Genomic DNA, 16,370 nt, shown 5'->3' with positions numbered 1-16,370 from the left:
TGCGTCGAGTGCGCGGGGCAAATCGCTGGACCCTCTTGTCCGGCTCGCCTAAGGACGATGCGAAACCGATGCACGCCTATGCCAATCCGACCCGTTTTCTGGCGATCGTCAAGCCGCTGACGCCCTGGTTGCTCGGCGCCGGGCTGTTCTTCGTGCTCGGCGGCGCGTTCGGCGGGCTGGCGATGGTTCCTGGCGATTACAAACAGGGCGAAACCGCGCGCATTCTTTATGTCCATGTCCCCTCGGCCTGGCTCGGCATGGGCGGCTGGACGTCGCTGGCGATCGCGGGGCTGGTGCAGCTCGTCTGGCGGCATCCATTGTCGGGCATCGCTGCTCGCGCGATCGCGGTGCCGGGGATGCTGTTCACCGCGCTCTGCCTCGCGACCGGGTCGATCTGGGGCCGCCCGACCTGGGGAACCTGGTGGGAATGGGACGGCCGGATGACCTCGATGCTCGTCCTCCTGTTCCTCTATGCCGGATTCATCGCGCTGACGAGCGGCGACGACGGGCAACCACAGGGCGGCTCGCTGTCGCGCGGCGCGGCGATCTATGCGCTGGTGGGCGCGATCAACATTCCGATCATCAATCGGAGCGTCGTGTGGTGGAACAGCCTGCATCAGGGGCCGAGCATCACGCTGCGCGGTTCGAGCATCGACGGCGCCCTGCTGTGGCCGCTGGGCTTGACCCTGTTCGGCTTTTCGCTGTTATTCGGGGCGATCGTGCTGATGCGGATGCGGCGGATCCTCGCCGACAACCGGGTTTCGGCGCGGCTGCGGCGATTGGCCGACGAGGAGGATTGACGCGTGACGGGGGTGATCAGCGGGGGCGGCCAATGGGCGTTCGTCGCAGCGGCCTATGGACTGACGGCGGTGCTGACCGGCGCCGTGCTGTGGGCAAGCTGGCGCGCGATGAAAAAGGCTGAGAAGCGCAGTGACGCGCTGCGAAAGGACCGCAAGTGAAGGCGAAGCATCAACGGCTGATCCTCGCGCTCGTCGCGCTCGGCGGCGTGGCGGGCGCGGGCGTGCTCGCGGCGAGCGCGCTGCGCGACGAGGCGGCCTATTTCCGCACCCCTGTCGAGGTGCAGGGCGGAAAGGCGGGGGGCGGCGAGGCGATGCGGCTGGGCGGGATGGTCGCCAAGGGCAGTATCGTAAGGCAGAGCGACGGGCTGACGATCCGCTTCGTCGCGACCGACGGCAAGGCGTCGGTTCCAGTCGAATATAGGGGCATCGTCCCCGACCTGTTCGGCGAGGAAAGCGGCATGGTCGCCGACGGCCGGATGCGCGCCGACGGGGTGTTCGTTGCCGACCGCATCCTCGCCAAGCATGACGAGCGCTATATGCCGCCGCAGATGAGCGAGATGCCGAAAAATATGAAAGCGCCGGCGGGGGTATGATCGCCGAACTGGGTCTGGCCCTGTTGTGGATCGCGGCGGCGCTCGCGTGCCTGACGCTGGTCGCGGCGATATTGTTCCTGCGCGGCGGACCCAAGGATCTGGCGGCGCTCGTGCGCCCGGCCAGTGTTGCGCAGGGCGTGCTCACCACGGCCGCATTCGGGCTGCTGATCGCGCTGTTCGTGCGGTCGGACATGTCGGTCGAACTGGTCGCGCGCAACAGCAACAGCCTGAAACCGATGATCTTCAAGATCGCGGGGACGTGGGGCAATCACGAAGGGTCGATGCTGCTGTGGCTGATGATCCTCTCGCTGTCGGGGGGGCTGATCGCGATTTTCGAGAAGAGGCTGCGCGAGGATACGCTGATCGCGACGCTCGCGGCGCAGGCGGCGCTAAGCCTCGGCTTCTTCGCTTTCCTGCTGTTCTCGTCGAACCCATTCAAGCGGTTGCCGGTAGCACCGCCCAATGGACAAGGATTGAATCCGCTGTTGCAGGACATCGGCTTGGCCTTCCACCCGCCGACCCTCTACGTCGGCTATGTCGGGTTATCGGTCGCGTTCAGCTTTGCCGTCGGCGCGCTCATCACGCGCGAGATCGGCCCGGCGTTCGCGCGGGCGATGCGGCCGTGGGTGCTCGGAAGCTGGATTTTCCTCACGCTCGGCATCACCGCGGGCAGCTACTGGGCCTATTATGAGCTGGGCTGGGGCGGCTGGTGGTTCTGGGACCCGGTCGAGAATGTGTCGCTCGTCCCGTGGCTCGCGGGCGCGGCGCTGCTCCATTCAGTCGCGGTGACCGCGACGCGCAACGCGCTGCGCGCGTGGACGGTGATGCTCGCGGTGATCGGCTTCTCGATGTCGATGGTCGGCACATTCATCGTGCGGTCGGGGCTTTTGACGAGCGTCCACAGTTTCGCGGTCGACCCCGAGCGCGGCACCTTTCTGCTTGTGCTGATGGCGATCTATATCGGTGGCGCGCTGACCCTGTTCGCGCTGCGTGCCGGCAGCGTGGCCGAAGGCAAGAAATTCGCGCTCTTGAGCCGCGAAGGCTCGCTAGTAATCAACAACCTCTTGTTGACGACGATCCTCGCGCTCGTGCTCCTGGGCACACTCTACCCGATCATGGCCGAGGCGATGGGCGAGAAGATTTCGGTGGGGCCGCCCTATTATAACAAGGTAGCGGGGCCGCTTGCGCTGATCCTCTGCCTCGTGATGGTGGCGGGACCGCTCTTGAGCTGGCGTAAGGACGACGGCAAGCGGCTGTGGTCGCGGCTGCCGCTGGCGGTGTTTGCAGGGGCCGCGGTGCTGTTCGGGCTCGTGCTGTTCGGCGGTAAGGTCGGCATATTGCCGCTGCTCGGCATGACCGTCGCGGCCATCGTCGCAGTCGCGAGCCTTGCGCCCTTGTGGGGGCGCAACCTCCGCCGCACGCCGCTGCCGACGTGGGGCATGGTCGTCGCGCATTTCGGCGTCGCGGTCTGCCTCGCAGGCATGGGCGCCGAAAGCGCTTTCATCAAGGAACGGCTGGTCGCGGCGGCGCCGGGCGACGATATAAGGATCGGCGATTTTTCAATGAAGTTCGTCGGGGTGAAGCCGGTCGCGGGGCCGAACTATACTGCGATCGAGGGCACGCTGGTCGCAACGACGTCATCGGGGACGAGCTTTACGATGAAGCCCGAATCGCGCACCTTTCCGGGGCTGATGGGCACAGCGCCGACCGAGACGAACGAGGCGGCGCTGCTGACGCGGCCGGGCGGGCAGCTCTACGCGGTACTCGGCCAGCCGGTGACGGCGGACGACGGCCGCGCCGACCGTTACCAGATCCGCCTGTGGTGGAAGCCGCTGGTGTGGTGGATCTGGCTTGGCGGCGCGCTGGTCGCCGTCGGCGCGGCGCTGTCGCTGCTCGGCCGCGCGCAGTTGCTCGCCATCTGGCGCTCGCGCCGCCACCGCAAGTCACAGGAGCGTTTTGCGCCATGAAGAATCGCTGGGTCCTGTTCGTGCCGCTGGCGATCATGGGGTTGCTGTTCGGCGCCTTCATCTATCGGCTGGTGACGCCCGCCGAAACGCTGATCCAGTCGCAGTGGATCGACAAGCCGATGCCCTTGTTCGACCTGCCGCCCGCTACCGCGGGGGTCGAGGGGCTGAAGAGCAGTCAGCTCGCCGACGGCAAGCCACGGCTGGTCAATGTGTTCGCGAGCTGGTGCGTTCCGTGCCGCGCCGAGGCGCCGCAGCTCGAGGCGCTGAAGGCCGCAGGCGTCCCCATCGATGGCATCGCAATCCGCGACCGGCCGGAGGATGTCGCGATGTTCCTGCGTGAATACGGCAATCCATTCGACCGCATCGGGGCGGACATGCAGAGCAGCGTCCAGATCGCGCTCGGGTCGTCGGGCGTGCCGGAAACCTTCCTGATCGACGGCAAGGGGGTCATTCGCGAGCAGATTCAGGGCGTGATCCTTGCCGATCAGGTGCCCGAGATCGTCGCGAAGCTGGAGGCGATGAAGTGAGATTGCGGCTGATCCTGCTTTGCCTGTTCAGCGCGTTCGCGCTGCCGCTGGCGGCGCAGGACCGGTTGCCGCCGGCGCCCTATGCCTATCAGCAGCTGAGCGATCCGGCCAAGGAAGCGCGCGCCAAAGCGCTGATGGAGGAATTGCGCTGCCTCGTCTGTCAGGGGCAGTCGATTGCCGACAGCGATGCGCCGCTCGCGGGCGATATGCGGCACGAGGTGCGCAGCAAGATCGCGGCGGGCGAAAGCCCGGACGAGATCAAGGCCTGGCTTGTCGCGCGCTATGGCAACTGGGTGAGCTATGACCCTCCGTTCGACGGGGCGACGGCGCTCCTGTGGCTCGGGCCGCTGATGTTCCTTGCCATCGGCGGGTGGCTGGCGTTCGGCCGGTTTCGGGGCGGCGCGCGCGACGGGGACGATGTCCCATGATCTGGCTGTGGGTCCTTCTTGCCGCTGCGCTGACGATCGGTGGTATTTTCTGGCTGGGCCGGCTCCCCGCTGCGGCGCGGCCGCTCGCCGGTGCGGCGGTGATGCTGGGGCTTGCGGGCTATGCGCTGCAAGGGAGCCCGTCGCTGCCGGGCAAGCCCGTCGCGGCGCCCGAAGAGCCCGACGGGTTCGGCGAGGCGATCACCGACCAACGGCAAGGCATGTCCGAACGCTTCGGTCCCGCTGCGCAATGGCTAGGCATGTCCGACGGTTTCGCGCGTACGGGCAAGACCGAGCTGGCGGCCAAGACGCTGGAAAAGGGGCTGGAGAGCCATCCCGACAATGTCGATCTGTGGGTCGGGCTGGGCAATGCGCTCGCCGCCCATGGCGGCGGCATGATGTCGCCCGCGGCCGCGCTGGCGTTTGACGAGGCGGCGAAGCGCGACCCGACGCATCCGGCGCCGCCTTTCTTCGCAGGGCTCGCGCTTGCGCAGGGCGGCGACCTGAAGGGCGCCGAGGCGGTGTGGAGCCAGCTTCTTGCGCGCAGCCCCGCCGATGCGCCGTGGCGAGCGGACCTTGAGATGCGGCTTGCGCAATTGCGGCAGGCGCTCGGGCCGCAGCTTCCGCCGGAGATTCCGGGCGATGAGTCGGCCGATGGCGTCCCCAATTGAAACCTATTCCAAAAGCGCCGGCTCGTCTAAAGGCGCGCGATGACTGCTGAGTCGCAACAGGCGGCCGAAGGCGCGCAGAGCGCCATCGAGGCTGCCGCCGGTACCGGCCATCACGGCCATGGACATCATGGCGATGGCAAGCTGAAGCTTGCCGTCGGCGCGATCGGCGTCGTGTTCGGCGACATCGGCACCAGCCCGCTCTATGCGTTTCGCGAAACCTTTGCCGGGCATCATCCGATCGAGCCCGACCGGCTGCATATCTATGGCGTGCTGAGCCTCGTCTTCTGGTCGATGATGCTCGTCGTGACGTTCAAATATGTCATGACGATCATGCGCGCCGACAACAAGGGCGAGGGTGGCAGTCTCGCGCTGCTCGCGCTGATCAGCCGGTCGTCGGAGGGCAAGCGATGGACCTGGCCGATCGTGCTGCTCGGCGTGTTCGCGACCGCGCTGTTCTACGGCGACAGCATGATCACGCCCGCGATGTCGGTGCTATCGGCGACCGAGGGGTTGAGTTACGTCAACAAAGGCTTCGAGCCCTATATCGTGCCGATCGCGCTCGCGATCCTTATCGGCCTGTTCGCGCTCCAGTCGCGCGGGACCGCGAAGGTCGGAATGCTGTTCGGGCCGATCATGCTCTCCTATTTCACGATGCTGGCGATCCTTGGCCTGATCCATATCGTCGATCATCCGGGGATCATCCTCGAAACGCTGAACCCGCTCAATGCGCTGCGCTTCTTCTATGTCGACGGTTTCACCGCTTTCATCGCCCTGGGCGCAGTGGTGCTCGCGGTGACGGGGGCCGAGGCGCTCTATGCCGATATGGGGCATTTCGGGCGCGGGCCGATCGGGCTCAGCTGGCTGGCCTTCGTGCTGCCGGCGCTGATGCTGAACTATATGGGACAGGGCGCGATGGTGCTCGACGCCGAGATGGGACCGCGCGGCGACCTGATCGCCGATCCCTTTTTCCAGATGATGCCCGATGCCTGGCAGGTCCCCGTGGTGATCCTGGCAATCCTCGCGACGATCATCGCGAGCCAGGCGGTGATCTCGGGCGCCTTTTCGCTGACCCAGCAGGCGATCCAGCTGGGTTTCATGCCGCGCCTGCGTGTCGAGCATACCAGCGCGTCGGCGCAGGGGCAGATCTATATCCCGATGGTCAATTGGGGGCTGATGGTGATGGTGATCATCCTCGTCCTCTTCTTCGGATCGTCGAGCAACCTTGCCGCGGCCTATGGCATTGCGGTGACGGGCGCGATGTTCATCGACACCTGTCTGATGAGCGTCGTGCTCTTCACGCTGTGGAAATGGCCGGCGTGGAAGGCGCTGCCTGTGCTTGCGGTCTTTTTCATCGTCGATATCGCCTATTTCGGCGCGAACCTGATCAAGGTACCCGATGGCGGTTGGGTGCCGCTGGCGATCGGCCTCACCATCTTCACATTGCTGACCACCTGGTCGCGCGGGCGCAAGCTGATGCAGCAGGAAATGGCCGAAGGGGCGATGCCGATCCCCGTGTTCGTCAAGTCGGCGGCGAACAGCGCAACGCGCGTGCCCGGCACCGCTGTGTTCATGACGTCGAGCAGCGACGGCGTTCCGCACGCGCTGCTCCACAATCTGAAACACAACAAGGTGCTGCACCAACGGATCATCCTGCTGACGATCAAGATCGCCGACGTGCCCTATGTCCGCGCGGAAAATCACTGCGCGCTCGACGACCTGGGGCAGGGGTTTCACCGGCTGATCCTGAATTACGGCTTCATGCAGCCGATCGACGTGCCCGACGCGTTGAAGCGCGTGACGAGCTGTGGCGGCGAGTTCAAGATGCTCGAGACCAGTTTCTTTCTGTCGCGCCAGACGCTGATCGCCGCGAGCAAGCCGGGAATGCCGATCTGGCGCGAAAAGCTGTTCGCCTGGATGCTACGCAATTCGGAAAGCGCGATGGAATATTTCCGCCTGCCGACGAACCGCGTCGTCGAGCTCGGCAGCCAGGTCGCGATCTGACCCCGATCCGCGCCAAGGTTAACTTTGCGACATCCACGAATAAGCGTTTGAACTTCGGTGCCAGTCTTGCAATGCAAGGGGGACCCACAAAAGGCCGCGCAACACGATGGATGTCGGCAACATCGACGCTTTGAACCTGCCGGTGCCGCCGGCGACCTTTGCCCTTGTCGCTGGCGTGACAAGGCCGGGCGGTTCGGGTGAGGTTATCGAGGCATCGCTGCGCCGAATGGGGTTGAAGCCGGAGCGCATCGACCATGCGGACGGCGAGATGTCGGCGCTGATCGCGGCGCCGCGCTTCCGCCTGTCGTTCGGGACGCTATCGGTGTTGGCCGGCCCCGCTGCTGCCGACGCGCTGGATTTCGCCGATCCCGGCGATCCCTCGACCAGCCAGTTCGCGGCAAGCCTGCCGCCGAAGTGGCGGGCGGGCGGCGCGTGCTGGATATTCATTCCCGAGCCCGAGCCCGCACCGTCGACCTCGTCGGACGCAAGGGCGACGCAGATGCGCGAATTTTTCAAGACGATGGTGCTGTTGATCGACCTCTTCGATGCCGGCCATATATTCTGGTCGCCGGCGCGGCTGTGGTCCGACGCCCCGCAATTTCGCGCGTCGATCGCCGAAATGCTGGTGAGCGGCATGCCGCCGGTGCTCCACCTCGTCGCGTTCCGGCGCAAGGATCTGGGGGAGGGGAGCGCGATGGGAACGCGCGGATTGGCGCTGTTTGCCGGGCAGGAACTGGAGGCGCGCGTGCCGGACGGCTGGACGGCGGCGGAGATGGTGCGGCGATTGTCGCGACTGGCGCTCGACATGATGCTCAACGGTCCGGTCCGCGAGGCGCGGAGCATGCGCGGACTGGAAGCGGGCGAGTGGATCGACCTGTTGCCGCCGCCGGACGGCGAACGGCAAAGGGCGACGGTTGTTGTCGAATTTGGCCGCGACGGTTGAGACAGGGGCGGGGGTGGCAGGGCGCGCCGGCGGCGCGCGCGGGGTTCCAGCGCCACCACCTCATTCCCATCGGCCTGATGCAGCGTCCGCAAATGGCGGCGATGTTCGAGCAGCTGCGCGGAGAGGGATTCGCCCTCCGGCATTTCGGCCGTAACGGGTTGATGCTGCCCGCGTGCGAGCGAACCGCTTTGCGCTTGGGTCACGCGCTGCATCGCGGCCCGCATCGGGGTTATAACGACGTGGTCGCCGCGCGCGTCGAGGCGATTCGAGTGCATTTCGCGTTGCAGGCGCCGGATGGCCTTGGCCGAGCGCGCCGCACTGCGATCATGCGCCTGCGGTTGTTGCAGGACACGACGCGCCGTGCGCTGACCGATCGGCATGGGGCCGGATTCTGGCTCAACCGGCGCGACCCCATGCGGCTGTTCGTCGATCGTCCCTATCTGGACGAAGCGATCGACAAGCTTTTCGGGGCGTAAGGGAGGGCGGGCTGCTAACCAGCGAAGGCGGCCGGTTCACGAGATGGCAGCTAACCACCCCAAAGCCGCCATCGCCGACGTCCGTCAGCCAAGCCATTCGATCCACGCACCGTGCGCATGCGCGTGGCCCAGCTTTTTCAAGGTATCGCCGGCGGGCCAATATCGCACCACCAATTCATGATGATGCACGGTCCGGTTAGCTTCCAGCGCGACCCACGCGAGCGGGCGCTCGGGCGTTGCCCGGGCGCCGGCGGCTTCCATCGCCGCGGTGATCCGCGCCTGTTGGTCGCTCGGAACATATTGCCACACGATCGAGTGCATCAGCACTCGCGTCGTGCCTTCGGCTTGCGGCCGGGCAAGTTCGGCCTCGACGAAATCGGCGGCGTTGGCATGGACCAAATGCGGCGGCTCCTCCGATGCGGCGGCGATCGCCGCCTCCATGCGCGCGAAGCGGATATGATGTTCGGGCCAGATATAGGCCTTGAGTCGCAGCGCCTGCGCGGGGTCGGTCAGGTCGACAGGCGCGACGTCGCAGCCCTTCAGCGCGGCAAAGGCGATATTATGCATCGGCGGATGATGGCCGCGCCATTCGGGTGTGAAGGCCATGGCGCCGGGCGCAGGCCCGACCTGCACGCCGCCAAGGTCGTAGTGATAGCGGTCGATCATCAGGTTGATCCCGGCGCTCGATCCGATTTCGAGGCATTCGAAGTGCGGCGGCAGGCCCCGCTCGGCGAGCCACAACATCGCGGCGATGAAATTCGACGAGCGCCCGGCCTCGTTGGTCTGCGGCGGTCCGTCGAGCCATGGCAGCAGCGCCGCCTCGTGCCGGTTGACGACGGCGCCGACGATCGCCGCGTCGTTGAAGCCGTCGGCGTCGGCATAAATGGGGGCAAGATCGGGCACGGTGCGACCGAGATGCAGCGCGTGGATGCCGCCCGCAGCCCGCAGCGGCAGCGCGTCGGCGAGCGGTGTCCCCGGCCAGGCAGCGATGCGCCGCGCAAAATCCGTGGTGGGCCTGTCCAGCAACGTCGCGAGCGCCGCGACAACGCGCGCCGTAACCGGGGCGTCATTGGCGCGGCAGTAAGCGACCTGGTTGGCAAAGGCGGTGCGGACCGCCGCAGGTCCGGTCTGGGCCATATCGACAAACTGGTACCGGTCGCTCATTGCCCTTTCTCCCTCTGCCGCTTATGGGCTGGCGCGCTTATGCCCGAACCGATCATCTTTGCCATCCCGAAAGGGCGCATCCTGGACGAGGCGCTGCCGCTGCTCGCGCGCGTCGGTATCGAGCCTGCGGCGGATTTCTTCGACAAGAAGAGCCGCGCGCTGGTGTTCGGTACCAACCAGCCGCACATCTCGCTGATCCGCGTGCGCGCATTCGATGTGGCGACCTTCGTCGCGCATGGCGCGGCCCAGCTTGGCATCGTCGGGTCGGACGTCGTCGACGAGTTCGACTATTCGGAACTTTATGCGCCGGTCGACCTCGGCATCGGCCATTGCCGGCTGTCGCTCGCGGGGCCCGAGGGCAGCGCGCCGCCCGGGCTGGGCGAAAGTCATATCCGCGTTGCGACCAAATATCCCGCGACGACGCGTCGCTGGTTCGAGGCGCAGGGCATCCAGGCCGAGTGCATAAAATTGAACGGCGCGATGGAAATCGCGCCGAAGCTGGGCCTCGCCTCGCATATCGTCGACCTCGTTTCGACCGGGCGCACGCTCGTCGAAAATGCGCTGGCCGAGCAGAAGGTCATCAGCGAGGTATCGGCGCGGCTGATCGTGAACCGCGCGGCGTTCAAGCTCAATTCGGCCGAAGTTCCTGCTTTGGTCGAAAAATTCCGTGCAGCGGTCGGCGATGCGGCGGCTTGACGCCTCGGCGCCGGGCTTTGCGGCCGCGTTCGATGCGCTCGTGGGCGACCGGCGCGAGAGCGCGTCCGACGTTTCGGCCGATGTCGCGGCGATCATCGCGCGCGTGAAGGCCGAGGGCGACGCCGCGCTCGCCGATTATACCGCAAAGTTCGACGGCTTCGATCTGGGCGGGCGCGGCTGGGGCATCTCGAAAGAGGATTGCGCGGCCGCCTATGCGGCGCTGGCGCCCGAACTGCGCGATGCTCTCGACCTCGCCGCCGCGCGCATCCGCGCCTATCACGCCGGGCAGCTGCCCGAGGATCGCGATTATCGCGACGACACCGGCGCGCGGCTGGGCGCGCGCTGGCGCGGCGTCGATGCCGCGGGGGTTTATGTCCCCGGCGGGCGCGCCGCCTATCCCTCGTCGGTGCTGATGAACATCATTCCCGCGAAGGTCGCCGGGGTCGAACGTATCGTGATGATGACCCCGACCCCGGGGGGCGAGACGAACCCGGTCGTGATGGCCGCGGCGCATATCGGCGGGGTCGATGAAATCTGGCGCGTCGGCGGCGCGCAGGCGATTGCGGCGCTGGCTCATGGCACCGACAGGATTGCACCCGTCGACGTCGTCACCGGCCCAGGCAACGCTTGGGTGGCCGAGGCGAAGCGCCAGCTTTACGGCGTCGTCGGCATCGACATGGTTGCCGGGCCGAGCGAGATCGTCGTCGTTGCCGACAACAGGAACGAGCCGCATGTCATCGCCGCCGATCTTTTGAGCCAGGCCGAGCACGATCCGACCAGCCAATCGATCCTGTTCACCGACGATGGCGATTTCGCCGATGCGGTCGCAGCGGCGGTCGCGCAGGTTATCCCGACGCTGAACACCGCGGCGACGATGCAGACAAGCTGGGCGGACAATGGTGCGGTGATCGTCGTCCCGGCCCTGGTCGACGCGATCCCGCTCTGCGACCGGCTGGCGCCTGAACATCTCGAACTTGCGGTCGATCCTGCCGAGGCCGACGCGCTGTTTGCCAAGGTGCGCCACGCGGGCTCGGTCTTTCTCGGTCGCCAGACGCCCGAAGCGATCGGCGATTATGTCGCGGGCCCGAACCATGTTCTTCCCACCGGACGCCGCGCGCGCTTTTCGAGCGGTCTGTCGGTCACCGATTTCATGAAGCGCACCAGCTTCCTCGCGCTCGACGACGCGAGCCTTGCCGCGATCGGCCCAGCCGCCGTCGCGCTTGCCGGTGCCGAGGGACTTCCTGCGCACGCGCTCAGCGTCGCCAACAGATTGAAACAGACATGAACAAGCGCACCCAATCCCGCTCCGCCGCCCGCCTTGCCGCGGTGCAGGCGCTCTACCAGCATGAAATGGAAGCGACCCCGGTTGCCAAGCTGATCCACGAATTCCACCAGCATCGTATCGGCGCGACGATCGAGGACGCCGAATATGCCGATGCCGACACGGCATTCTTCGACGATATCGTCAAGGGAACGCTTGCGCGCCGCGGCGAGATCGACGCAGCGATCGTCGCCCGGCTTGCGAGCGGCTGGACGATGGACCGGCTCGACCGCACGATGAAGGCGATTCTGCGCGCCGGCGTCTATGAACTCGTGGCCCGCGGCGACGTGCCGGTCGGCGCGGTTGTCAGCGAATATGTCGATGTCGCCAAGGCCTTTTTCGACGGTCGCGAGGCCGGCTTCGCCAACGGCCTGCTCGATGCGATCGGCAAGGATGTGCGCAAAGCCACTTAAAACACGAACCGAATTAGGGCACATTGTTCGGGCGAAAGGGGCGCGCATGTCCGAAGCCGATTTCATTGCCCGTCTGCGCAGCATCGCGACCGATCCCGCCGCGCGCGGCCTCGCCGACGACGCGGCCGAGTGGGAAGGGCTGGTGCTCACCCATGACATGATCGTCGAGGGCGTGCATTTCCTGCCCGACGACACGCCGCAAGATGTGGCGTGGAAACTCGTCGCGGTGAACCTGTCCGACCTGGCGGCCAAGGGGGCAGCGCCCGTCGGCGTGCTGGTCGGTTACAGCCTCGGCGACGACGCGTGGGACGCGGGTTTCGCCGAAGGACTCGGCCTCGTGCTGCGCCGTTTCGGCGTCATCCTGCTCGGCGGCGACACGGTGCGCGTGCCGGCGGGCGCGCCGCGCAGCTTCGGGCTGACCGCGATCGGGCGCGCGCCGCCGGGCGGCGCCCCCTTGCGCAGCGGCGCGCGGCCGGGCGACCAGATCTGGGTGACGGGAACGATCGGTAACGCCGGGCTCGGCCTCGCGATGCGGCTGGGGCAGGAGCACGCTAATGAAACCTGTCTTGCCGCCTATAGGCGGCCGCAGCCCCAGCTCGCCTTCGGACGGGCGGTGGCACGCCATGTCCACGCGATGATGGACGTGTCCGACGGGCTGCTCATCGATGCGCAGCGGATGGCACAGGCGAGCGGGTGCGAACTTGGCCTCATGCTGGAATCGCTGCCCTTGTCGGCGGCGCTGCTCGCGGTGCGTCCCGACATTCTCGACACGCGGCTTGCCGCCGCGACAGCGGGCGACGATTACCAATTGCTGTTTTCCGCCGATCCGTCGGCGGCGGTGGCGATCCGCGAGATCGCGGCCGGGTTGAACGTCGCGGTGACGCCGATCGGCCATGCCGGGGTCGGCGAGGGAATCATGCTCACGCACCGCGCGCAGCGCATCGCCTTGCCCGCCCGCCTCGGTTTCATGCATTGATCCTGCGAGCACGGAATTCAGCCGAATAAGCGGGGTTGCGCGCCGCATCCTTTCTTCCCATAACTCGGCGTCCAAATTTGGGGCGGTCGCATCAGGGGAGAGAGCGAACCGGCATCAATAAGTCGGACGTGCTCGACTGCTATCTTCTGCGTCGCCCTTCGCATGGGAAGGAAGCAACACGCATGAATCCGGTTTTGATCGCGATAGCGTGCGGCCTTTTGGCCGTACTCTATGGATTCATTACCTCGCGGCAGGTGCTCAGCGCATCGGCGGGGAATGAGAAGATGCAGGAAATCGCCGGCGCCATTCAGGAAGGCGCCAAGGCCTATCTCGGCCGTCAATATCGTACCATCGCCATTGTCGGCGTCGTCGTAGCCATTCTCGTCGGCTATTTTCTCGGCCCGATCTCGGCGACCGGCTTTGTGATTGGCGCCGTCCTGTCGGGTGTTGCGGGCTTTGTCGGGATGAACATCTCGGTAAAGGCCAACGTCCGCACCGCGGCGGCGGCGCAGACCGGATTGCAGGCGGGCCTGACCATGGCGTTCCGCGCCGGCGCGATCACGGGGATGCTGGTGGCGGGCCTCGCGCTGCTCGCGATTTCGGTCTTCTTCTGGTATCTGATCGGGCCGGGCGGCTTCACCGTCGGCGGTGACGACCGCACCGTTGTGGATTCGCTCGTTGCGCTGGCATTCGGTGCTTCGCTGATCTCGATCTTCGCGCGCCTTGGTGGCGGCATCTTCACCAAGGCCGCCGACGTCGGCGCCGACCTCGTCGGCAAGGTCGAGGCGGGGATTCCCGAGGACGATCCGCGCAACCCGGCGGTGATCGCCGATAACGTCGGCGACAATGTCGGTGATTGCGCAGGCATGGCCGCCGATCTTTTTGAAACCTATGTCGTCACCGTCGGTGCTACCATGGTACTGATCGCGCTGCTGCTGAAGAGCGCGGGCGACATGCTGCTCCCGCTCATGACCCTGCCGCTGCTGATGGGCGGCGTGTGCATCATCACCTCGATCATCGGTACTTACTTTGTGCGTCTCGGCAGCGGGACCAATGTGATGGGCGCGATGTACAAGGGTTTCCTCGTCACCGCGATTCTCTCGATCCCGGCGATCTGGTTCTCGACCCAATATGCGCTGGGCGACATGAATGCGGAGATTGCGGGCACCGGCTTCAATGGCCGCGCGCTCTTCTATTGTTCGCTGCTCGGGCTCGTCATCACCGGGCTGATCATCTGGATCACCGAATATTACACCGGGACCAACTATCGCCCGGTCCGCAGCATCGCCAAGGCATCGGAAACGGGCCATGGCACCAATGTGATCCAAGGGCTGGCCATCAGTCTTGAATCGACCGCGCTGCCGACGCTGGTGATCTGCGCCGGCATCATCATCGCCTATCTGCTTGCGGGTATCATCGGCATCGCCTTTGCCGCGACCGCGATGCTCGCGCTTGCGGGCATGGTCGTCGCGCTCGACGCCTATGGCCCGGTCACCGACAACGCTGGCGGCATCGCCGAAATGGCGGGGCTTGACGACTCGGTTCGTGAAAAGACCGACCTGCTCGACGCCGTGGGCAACACGACCAAGGCGGTGACCAAGGGTTATGCGATCGGTTCGGCGGGTCTGGCGGCATTGGTGCTGTTCGGCACCTATACTGCCGACATCACCGAATATTCGTCGGTGCTGGGTCTGACCGAGCCGCTGACCTTCTCGTTGTCGTCGCCCTATGTCATCGTCGGGCTGCTGCTCGGCGCGCTTCTGCCGTACCTGTTCGGTGCGATGGGGATGACCGCGGTCGGCCGCGCGGCGGGGGATGTGGTGAAGGATGTCCGCGACCAGTTCGCGAACAACAAGGGGATCATGGACGGCACCAGCCGCCCCGATTATGCCCGCACCGTCGATCTCGTCACCAAGGCCGCGATCAAGGAAATGATCGTCCCGTCGCTGCTCCCCGTGCTGGCGCCGATCGTCGTCTATTTCGTGATCCTGTGGGTGGCGGGTCCGGCCGCGGCGCTCGAAGCGCTCGGCGCGCTGCTGCTCGGCGTGATCGTCGGCGGCCTGTTCGTCGCCATCTCGATGACCTCGGGCGGCGGCGCGTGGGACAATGCCAAAAAATATATCGAGGACGGCAACCATGGCGGCAAAGGCAGCGAAGCCCATAAAGCCGCGGTGACCGGCGATACCGTTGGCGATCCGTACAAGGATACCGCGGGTCCGGCAGTCAACCCGATGATCAAGATCACCAACATCGTGGCGATCCTGCTCCTCGCGGCGCTGGCCCACGGCGCGGCCTAACCCGCGCCGCGCTTGCGGGCAATGAACGGCCCCGCCGGAGCGATCCGGCGGGGCGTTCTTTGTCCGGTCCTGACGATCGCTAGCCGACTGTCAGCGTATAGGTCATCCCGTAATCGCTCTTATCGCCATCGGGCGTTCGTGTGAATGTCCCCGGCGTGTCGCGGAGATCCGATCGTTCCGATCGTGTCGCTGCCCCCGATGTCGTCAAATTCACTCAGCCGGAAACTCACCGGCTGTTCAAAGGCGAGAATCGGTCCGCGACACAGATTTCGCCGCGCTTTATCGAAAATATCTCGCGCGATCCGTCGGGAAAATGCTCGCTATCTCGGTTGCAGCGGCGGGGGCTGGCGTGGCCGCTGAGGGTGAGCAGCCAGAAACGGATCATCTTGCAATCCCTTTTCAGGCGGGGCGTGCGGCTCCACATTCGTACCAGCCGAACGGGCGGGGCGTTTTGGGGATATAGGCGGCGGCTTGCCGGTCGACAGCAAAGCCGGCCTTCGCATAGGCATCGGCGATCGGGCGGGTCAGGTGGCAATTGCCGCCGATCCGTTTCCATATGGGCTCGATCCGCCGCTGCCATTTCGCGACGCCGGCATCGGGCGCGGCGCCATGCTCGAGGAACAGCGCTGTGCCGCCCGGTTTCAGCACGCGGCGGATTTCGCGCAGCACCGCCGCCTGATCGGCGACCGAGCAGAGCGTGAAGGTCGTGACGACGGTGTCGAACTGCCCGCTCTCGAACGGCATCGCCTCGCCGACGCCTTCGCGGATATCGGCGTCGATGCCGCGCGCCGCTGCCGCCGCGACGCTCATCGCGAGCAGTTCGGGCGAGGGGTCGAGTCCGCTGAAGCTCTCGATCTGGCCGGGGCGATAGAATTCCATGTTGATCCCGCCGCCGCAGCCAAGTTCCAGCACATGGCCCCGCGCATGCGGCACAACCTTGCTACGCACCTTCATGATCTGTCCCTGCGAACAGGCGCATTTGATCAGGCGTGGTACTCCGTGACGTTCCCACCAGTTCGCCATTTGCATCGCTCCCTCTTGGCGCGGAAGGTGAGCCTTGCTAGCGCGGTTGGCAACACCCATCTGTGCCTGTCCGCACA

17 protein-coding genes are annotated in these 16,370 nt (G+C 66.0%); 15 read left to right on the top strand and 2 right to left on the bottom strand.

The genetic code is table 11. The features are described 5' to 3' along the window. Window positions 1-68 precede the first annotated feature (68 nt). The 10 genes from ccmC to HDC35_RS06515 all read left to right on the top strand — a co-directional run bounded on the left by ccmC (window position 69) and on the right by HDC35_RS06515 (window position 8,403). The gene (gene ccmC / locus HDC35_RS06560; RefSeq protein ID WP_184645252.1) at window positions 69-800 is read left to right on the top strand and encodes a heme ABC transporter permease CcmC; all 732 of its coding nucleotides are present in this window, start codon (window positions 69-71) and stop codon (window positions 798-800) included. 3 nt (window positions 801-803) lie between these two features. Continuing rightward, on the top strand, window positions 804-959 hold the full coding sequence (locus tag HDC35_RS06555; protein ID WP_184644855.1) for a heme exporter protein CcmD: 156 nt from the start codon (window positions 804-806) through the stop codon (window positions 957-959). Then, complete coding sequence (ccmE, locus tag HDC35_RS06550) at window positions 956-1,393, top strand: cytochrome c maturation protein CcmE (protein ID WP_184644853.1); 438 nt, start codon at window positions 956-958, stop codon at window positions 1,391-1,393. Before HDC35_RS06555 ends, ccmE begins: the two co-directional genes overlap by 4 nt. Beyond that, window positions 1,390-3,360 (top strand): heme lyase CcmF/NrfE family subunit, encoded by a 1,971-nt coding sequence (locus tag HDC35_RS06545; protein ID WP_184644851.1) that lies wholly within the window; start codon window positions 1,390-1,392, stop codon window positions 3,358-3,360. The genes ccmE and HDC35_RS06545 overlap by 4 nt, the downstream gene beginning before the upstream one ends. After that, window positions 3,357-3,887 (top strand): DsbE family thiol:disulfide interchange protein, encoded by a 531-nt coding sequence (locus tag HDC35_RS06540; protein WP_184644849.1) that lies wholly within the window; start codon window positions 3,357-3,359, stop codon window positions 3,885-3,887. The genes HDC35_RS06545 and HDC35_RS06540 overlap by 4 nt, the downstream gene beginning before the upstream one ends. A 2-nt stretch (window positions 3,888-3,889) precedes the next feature. Further along, complete coding sequence (locus HDC35_RS06535) at window positions 3,890-4,315, top strand: cytochrome c-type biogenesis protein (RefSeq protein WP_260397612.1); 426 nt, start codon at window positions 3,890-3,892, stop codon at window positions 4,313-4,315. Further along, window positions 4,312-4,983 (top strand): tetratricopeptide repeat protein, encoded by a 672-nt coding sequence (locus HDC35_RS06530; RefSeq protein WP_184644845.1) that lies wholly within the window; start codon window positions 4,312-4,314, stop codon window positions 4,981-4,983. The genes HDC35_RS06535 and HDC35_RS06530 overlap by 4 nt, the downstream gene beginning before the upstream one ends. Window positions 4,984-5,022: 39 nt before the next feature. Beyond that, complete coding sequence (locus HDC35_RS06525; RefSeq protein WP_184644843.1) at window positions 5,023-6,984, top strand: potassium transporter Kup; 1,962 nt, start codon at window positions 5,023-5,025, stop codon at window positions 6,982-6,984. A gap of 106 nt (window positions 6,985-7,090) precedes the next feature. Then, window positions 7,091-7,927 carry a hypothetical protein gene (locus HDC35_RS06520; RefSeq protein ID WP_184644841.1) on the top strand — a complete coding sequence of 279 codons (837 nt, stop codon included), beginning with the start codon at window positions 7,091-7,093 and terminating at the stop codon, window positions 7,925-7,927. Further along, window positions 7,849-8,403, top strand: coding sequence for an AHH domain-containing protein (locus HDC35_RS06515; RefSeq protein ID WP_311770726.1), 555 nt, complete (start codon window positions 7,849-7,851; stop codon window positions 8,401-8,403). The genes HDC35_RS06520 and HDC35_RS06515 overlap by 79 nt, the downstream gene beginning before the upstream one ends. 84 nt (window positions 8,404-8,487) lie before the next feature. On the opposite strand, the gene HDC35_RS06510 is transcribed toward HDC35_RS06515, so the two are convergent. Then, entirely contained in the window at window positions 8,488-9,567 is a 1,080-nt protein-coding gene (locus tag HDC35_RS06510; protein ID WP_184644836.1) for a DUF2332 domain-containing protein, read from the bottom strand. Window positions 9,568-9,606: 39 nt separating this feature from the next. On the opposite strand from HDC35_RS06510, the gene hisG reads away from it, so the two are divergent. The 5 genes from hisG (at window position 9,607) to HDC35_RS06485 (ending at window position 15,270) form a co-directional block, all read left to right on the top strand. Next, window positions 9,607-10,263, top strand: coding sequence for an ATP phosphoribosyltransferase (hisG, locus tag HDC35_RS06505; RefSeq protein ID WP_184644834.1), 657 nt, complete (start codon window positions 9,607-9,609; stop codon window positions 10,261-10,263). Then, the gene (hisD, locus tag HDC35_RS06500; RefSeq protein ID WP_184644832.1) at window positions 10,250-11,548 is read left to right on the top strand and encodes a histidinol dehydrogenase; all 1,299 of its coding nucleotides are present in this window, start codon (window positions 10,250-10,252) and stop codon (window positions 11,546-11,548) included. The genes hisG and hisD overlap by 14 nt, the downstream gene beginning before the upstream one ends. Then, the gene (nusB, locus tag HDC35_RS06495) at window positions 11,545-11,997 is read left to right on the top strand and encodes a transcription antitermination factor NusB (RefSeq protein ID WP_184644830.1); all 453 of its coding nucleotides are present in this window, start codon (window positions 11,545-11,547) and stop codon (window positions 11,995-11,997) included. The genes hisD and nusB overlap by 4 nt, the downstream gene beginning before the upstream one ends. Before the next feature lie 46 nt (window positions 11,998-12,043). Continuing rightward, window positions 12,044-12,973 (top strand): thiamine-phosphate kinase, encoded by a 930-nt coding sequence (gene thiL, locus HDC35_RS06490; protein ID WP_184644828.1) that lies wholly within the window; start codon window positions 12,044-12,046, stop codon window positions 12,971-12,973. Window positions 12,974-13,155: 182 nt separating this feature from the next. Then, window positions 13,156-15,270 (top strand): sodium-translocating pyrophosphatase, encoded by a 2,115-nt coding sequence (locus HDC35_RS06485; RefSeq protein WP_184644826.1) that lies wholly within the window; start codon window positions 13,156-13,158, stop codon window positions 15,268-15,270. A 399-nt stretch (window positions 15,271-15,669) separates the two neighbouring features. Here HDC35_RS06485 and HDC35_RS06480 read toward each other — a convergent pair whose 3' ends face one another. Continuing rightward, a complete protein-coding gene (locus HDC35_RS06480) occupies window positions 15,670-16,293 on the bottom strand; it encodes a class I SAM-dependent methyltransferase (RefSeq protein WP_184644824.1) in 624 nt (207 codons plus the stop codon). Window positions 16,294-16,370: the final 77 nt, after the last annotated feature.

The organism is Sphingopyxis sp. JAI128 (assembly GCF_014207235.1).
In the GTDB taxonomy this organism is placed as follows: Bacteria; Pseudomonadota; Alphaproteobacteria; order Sphingomonadales; family Sphingomonadaceae; genus Sphingopyxis.
This window is presented reverse-complemented; position numbering and strand designations above follow the sequence as displayed.